Source organism: Mycobacterium sp. (assembly GCF_050701675.1).
GTDB lineage: Bacteria > Actinomycetota > Actinomycetes > Mycobacteriales > Mycobacteriaceae > Mycobacterium.
This window is the reverse complement of record NZ_JBOGDD010000034.1, coordinates 1-4,877: the sequence shown is the minus strand read 5'-3', so window position 1 is coordinate 4,877 and position 4,877 is coordinate 1. Positions and strand designations below refer to the sequence as shown.

Here is a 4,877-nt window from a genome sequence, read left to right as displayed (position 1 = left end):
GACTTGACGAGGAACGCCACCAGGATGGTGACGACGATGGCGGCTTCGAGGCCCTCACGGACGCCGATGAGCGCACTGCCGAAGAGCTGTGAGGAAACGCTTGGACCCGCGGCGAGAAGTGTCACCGAAACGTCCCCGACGGCCGTCATGCATCGTCCTTGCTACGAATAGGGAGGTACCCAGCATTGGCTACCCAACGATAGGTATGGCTCACCTTAGCAATACCAGTGGACGGGACTGTACGCCTCCTGTTGGTCAATGGGGCTCCCCCCAACGCATGGGACGATGGCAGGAATTCGAGTGTGTCGAGGGAGTCCGGTGTCGCCAGTGCGTTGGCTGCGGGCCGTCGCGGTTGTCGTCGCTGCGGCCCTGATCATGGCCTCCTCGTGCTCGTGGCAGACGGGGATTCCCATCCCAGAGGGCGTGCCGCCGCCACCTGGTGATCCGGTGCCGCAGGTCGACACCCATGCCAAGGGGCGTCCCGCCGACCAGCTGCGGGCGTGGGCGGCTGAACGCTCTGGCGCCCTTGGCATCCCCGCGACGGCGCTGGAGGCATATGCCTACGCGGCGCGGGTCGCCGAGGTGGAGAACCCGAAGTGTCATCTGGCGTGGACGACGCTGGCGGGCATCGGGATGGTCGAGAGCCACCACGGGACGTATCGGGGTGCGACCATCGCGCCCAACGGGGACGTGACACCGCCGATCCGTGGGGTCCGGCTCGACGGCTCGATGGGCAACATGGCGATTCCCGACACCGATGGCGGCAAGCTCGACGGGGACCCGTTCATGGACCGGGCGATGGGGCCCATGCAGTTCATCCCCGAGACCTGGAAGCTCTACGGGGTGGACGCGAACAACGACGGCGTCGTCAGCCCCGACAACATCGACGACGCGGCGCTGTCCGCCGCGGGGTACCTCTGCTGGCGAGGCAAGGACCTGGCCAAGCCGCGAGGCTGGATGGACGCCCTGCGGGCCTACAACCTCTCCGACCAGTACGCCCGCACGGTCCGCGACTGGGCGACCGCCTACGCCACGGGCCACTCGCTGTAGCCCCCTGCGCCGAAATAGCATTCCCTGTCGTCAAACAAGCGAGTTGACTACCGTGGCGGCCATCTCGGCAGCGCCAAACCACAGCATCTAGGCTGTGCCCGTACAAGACCGTCCGCATCAGCCCCGACGCTAGGGAGACGACAGTGCCCGTCATCGAGCAGATCGCCGCACGAGAGATTCTCGATTCCCGGGGCAACCCGACCGTCGAGGTCGAGGTGGTGCTCGACGACGGCTCCGCCGCACGCGCCGCCGTCCCGTCGGGAGCGTCGACCGGTGAGCACGAGGCCGTCGAGCTCCGCGATGGCGGCAGCCGTTACGGCGGCAAGGGCGTCGAGAAGGCCGTCGAGGGCGTCCTGACCGAGCTCGCGCCCGCCGTCATCGGACTGAACGCCGACGATCAGCGGCTCGTCGACCAGGCGCTGCTCGACAGCGACGGAACCCCTGACAAGTCGCGACTGGGCGCCAACGCGATCCTTGGCGTCTCCCTCGCTGTGGCGAAGGCGGCTGCCGACGCGGCCGGACTCCCGCTGTTTCGCTACCTCGGCGGCCCGAACGCCCACATCCTGCCCGTCCCGATGATGAACATCGTCAACGGCGGCGCGCACGCCGACACCGGTGTCGACGTTCAGGAGTTCATGGTTGCGCCCATCGGAGCGGCCTCGTTCAAGGAGGCGCTGCGCTGGGGCGCCGAGGTGTACCACTCGTTGAAGTCGGTCCTCAAGAAGCAGGGCCTGTCCACCGGACTCGGCGACGAGGGTGGTTTCGCCCCCGACATCGCGGGCACGGTGGCGGCGCTCGACCTCATCAGCTCCGCGATCGAGGGGGCGGGCTTCACGCTTGGCTCCGACGTGGCGCTGGCGCTGGACGTCGCGGCCACCGAGTTCTACACGGCGGGCACGGGTTACGCCTTCGAGAAGCAGACCCGCACCGCCGAGCAGATGACCGAGTTCTACACCGGGCTGCTGGACGCCTACCCGCTGGTGTCCATCGAGGATCCGCTGTCCGAGGACGACTGGGACGGCTGGGTGTCGTTGACCACCGCGATCGGTGACCGCGTCCAGATCGTCGGAGACGACCTCTTCGTCACCAACCCGGAGCGGCTCGAGGAGGGCATCGAGAAGGGGGCGGCCAACGCGTTGCTCGTCAAGGTGAACCAGATCGGCACGCTCACCGAGACGCTGGACGCCGTCGCACTCGCCCACAACAGCGGCTACCGCACGATGATGAGCCACCGCTCCGGTGAGACCGAGGACACCACCATCGCCGACCTGGCCGTCGCCGTCGGCAGCGGGCAGATCAAGACCGGTGCCCCAGCCCGCAGCGAGCGCGTCGCCAAGTACAACCAGCTGCTCCGCATCGAGGAGGAGCTGGGCGACGCCGCGCGATACGCCGGTGACCTGGCGTTCCCGCGGTTCTCCTTCGAGAGCAAGTAGCTTTTAGGGCAGTCAAGGCTCGAATTCTCACAGGAGTGAACGGCCCATGCCCGACGCGAAGCGGCCCGACCCGAAGCGGCGCGCCCCCGCGTCGCGGCCGGGCAAGGGTGGCGGCCGTCCGCGGGGGGCGACGCCCATCAGGCGCGAGCCGCGCGCCGTCGAGGCGCGCCCTGCACCCGAGCCTGCCCCCGATGCCGAGGTCGACGACGAGCCCACCGGTGTCATCGAGCCGATCAAGAAGGCGATCGCCGAAGCGGCGGAGCAGCAGTCCGAACAGAGGCTCGGTTCGGCCGCCAGGCGCGCTGCGATCCTCGCGGTCGTCGTGTGCGTTCTGACGCTGACCATCGCGGGACCCGTGCGGACCTACTTCGCGCAGCGGACCGAGATGAGGCAGCTCTCCACCGCGGAGGCCCAATTGCGTTCGCAGATCGCCGATCTCCAGCAACAGAAGGTCAAGCTCGGCGACCCGGTGTACATCGCTGCCCAGGCGCGTGAGCGCCTTGGCTTCGTCATGCCTGGCGACATCCCCTACCAGGTGCAGCTGCCGCCGGGGGCGGCGGCACCGGAGGCCGTCCCCGGCGTCAGCGCTGCGCAAACACCAAGCGGTCAGCCGTGGTACACCAGCCTGTGGAAGACGGTTGCCGATGTGCCACACGGAGTTTCGCAGATCCCCCCGGCTCCTGAGCTGCCTCCACCTCCGCCGCCGCCCGTCCCGCCGCCTGCCGGTGGTTGACCAAACCGATCTCGACGTCGTCGCGCTCCAGCTGGGCCGCGAGCCCCGCGGCGTCCTCGAGATCGCCTACCGCTGCCCGAACGGCCAACCGGGAGTCGTGAAGACGGCGCCGAAACTGCCTGACGGAACACCCTTTCCGACGTTGTACTACCTGACGCATCCCGCGCTCACGGCCGCGGCCAGCCGGCTGGAGTCCTCGGGGATGATGCGCGAGATGACCGAGAGGCTGGGGCGCGACCCGGATCTGGCCGACGCCTACCGCCGCGCGCACGAGTCGTTTCTGGCCGAACGCGACGCCGTCGAACCGTTGGGTACGACGTTCTCCGGCGGCGGGATGCCCGACCGCGTCAAGTGTCTGCACGTCGTCATCGCGCACTCGCTGGCGAAGGGGCCCGGCGTCAACCCGTTCGGCGACGAGGCCCTTGCCGTGCTGGCGAGCGAGCCTGCGATGGCCGGCATCCTGGATCGAGAGGTGTGGACGGCGTGACGAGAGTCGCTGCGATCGACTGTGGGACCAATTCCATTCGGCTGTTGATCGCCGACGCGACCCGTGCTGACGCCGGGGGCGGACTGCGCGACGTGCATCGCGAGATGCGCATCGTAAGACTGGGTGAGGGCGTCGACGCCACGGGTCGTTTCGGGGATGCCGCGCTGGTGCGCACCAGGGCGGCCCTCGAGGATTACGCGGTGTTGCTGCAGCGCCACTCGGTGTCGACGGTGCGAATGGTGGCGACCTCGGCAACCCGCGACGCAACCAACCGCGACGAGTTCTTCGCCATGACGGCCGACGTGCTCGGAGTCGCCGTGCCTGGCTCGGTCGCGGAGGTCATCACCGGCACCGAGGAGGCCGAACTGTCCTTCCGCGGCGCGGTCGGTGAACTCGATCCCGCCGCAGCCCCGTTCGTGGTGGTCGACCTGGGCGGCGGCTCGACCGAGGTGGTGCTGGGCTCTGCGGCGGGTGTCGATGCGAGTTACTCGGCGAACATCGGCTGCGTGCGACTCACCGAACGGTGCCTGACGTCCGACCCGCCGACGGCCGACGAGATCGCCGAGGCGCGCGCCGTGGTCCGCGACGGGCTCGCGGCGGCCCTGGCTGCCGTACCCGTCGAGGGGGCGCGGACGTGGGTGGGTGTCGCCGGCACCTTTACGACGCTGTCAGCGCTCGCGATGAACCTGGCCGCCTACGACGCCGAAGCCATCCATCTGTCCCGCGTCGGGTTCGGCGATCTGCTGAAGGTCTGCGACGGTCTGCTGGCGATGACGCGTCGTCAGCGGGCTGCACTCGGTCCGATGCACGAGGGCCGCGTCGACGTGATCGGTGGCGGCGCGATCGTCGTCGAGGAGTTGGCACGTGAACTGGGCGAACGCGCTGGTATCGACGAGCTCGTCGTCAGCGAACACGACATCCTGGACGGCATCGCCCTTTCAATCGCCTGAAACGGGGTGATGACTCGTCGACCCAGCGTAGAGCGTTGGGCCGTCAGCGCTTGACGTTGCAGTTCGGGGGGTTCCCGCAGTGGTGTCCGCCGTCGCAGGCGTTGCACTTACAGCTACAGCCAGATCCGGCTTTTCTCTCTGAAACTCGCATGGTGGTCCACCTCTGCTGATTCGGTCGGATATTCACATATGGCTATTCGACAATAGTTCGAATCACGCTGAGT

The 4,877-nt window shown here is 68.3% G+C and carries 5 protein-coding genes and 1 pseudogene; 5 read left to right on the top strand and 1 reads right to left on the bottom strand.

The annotated features are described in order from the left end of the window. Positions 1-149 (bottom strand): annotated as a pseudogene (locus ACRDUX_RS01125) (iron transporter); the annotation flags it as partial. 169 nt (positions 150-318) lie between these two features. On the opposite strand from ACRDUX_RS01125, the gene ACRDUX_RS01120 reads away from it, so the two are divergent. From ACRDUX_RS01120 to ACRDUX_RS01100, 5 genes are all read left to right on the top strand, one after another. Further along, the gene (locus tag ACRDUX_RS01120; protein ID WP_526410191.1) at positions 319-1,050 is read left to right on the top strand and encodes a lytic transglycosylase domain-containing protein; all 732 of its coding nucleotides are present in this window, start codon (positions 319-321) and stop codon (positions 1,048-1,050) included. A 143-nt stretch (positions 1,051-1,193) separates the two neighbouring features. Beyond that, on the top strand, positions 1,194-2,483 hold the full coding sequence (gene eno / locus ACRDUX_RS01115) for a phosphopyruvate hydratase (protein WP_526410189.1): 1,290 nt from the start codon (positions 1,194-1,196) through the stop codon (positions 2,481-2,483). A gap of 46 nt (positions 2,484-2,529) precedes the next feature. Continuing rightward, complete coding sequence (locus ACRDUX_RS01110) at positions 2,530-3,216, top strand: FtsB family cell division protein (protein ID WP_526410187.1); 687 nt, start codon at positions 2,530-2,532, stop codon at positions 3,214-3,216. Beyond that, positions 3,209-3,703 carry a DUF501 domain-containing protein gene (locus tag ACRDUX_RS01105; RefSeq protein ID WP_526410185.1) on the top strand — a complete coding sequence of 165 codons (495 nt, stop codon included), beginning with the start codon at positions 3,209-3,211 and terminating at the stop codon, positions 3,701-3,703. Before ACRDUX_RS01110 ends, ACRDUX_RS01105 begins: the two co-directional genes overlap by 8 nt. Then, positions 3,700-4,653 carry a Ppx/GppA phosphatase family protein gene (locus ACRDUX_RS01100; RefSeq protein ID WP_526410183.1) on the top strand — a complete coding sequence of 318 codons (954 nt, stop codon included), beginning with the start codon at positions 3,700-3,702 and terminating at the stop codon, positions 4,651-4,653. Before ACRDUX_RS01105 ends, ACRDUX_RS01100 begins: the two co-directional genes overlap by 4 nt. The last annotated feature ends 224 nt before the right edge of the window (positions 4,654-4,877 follow it).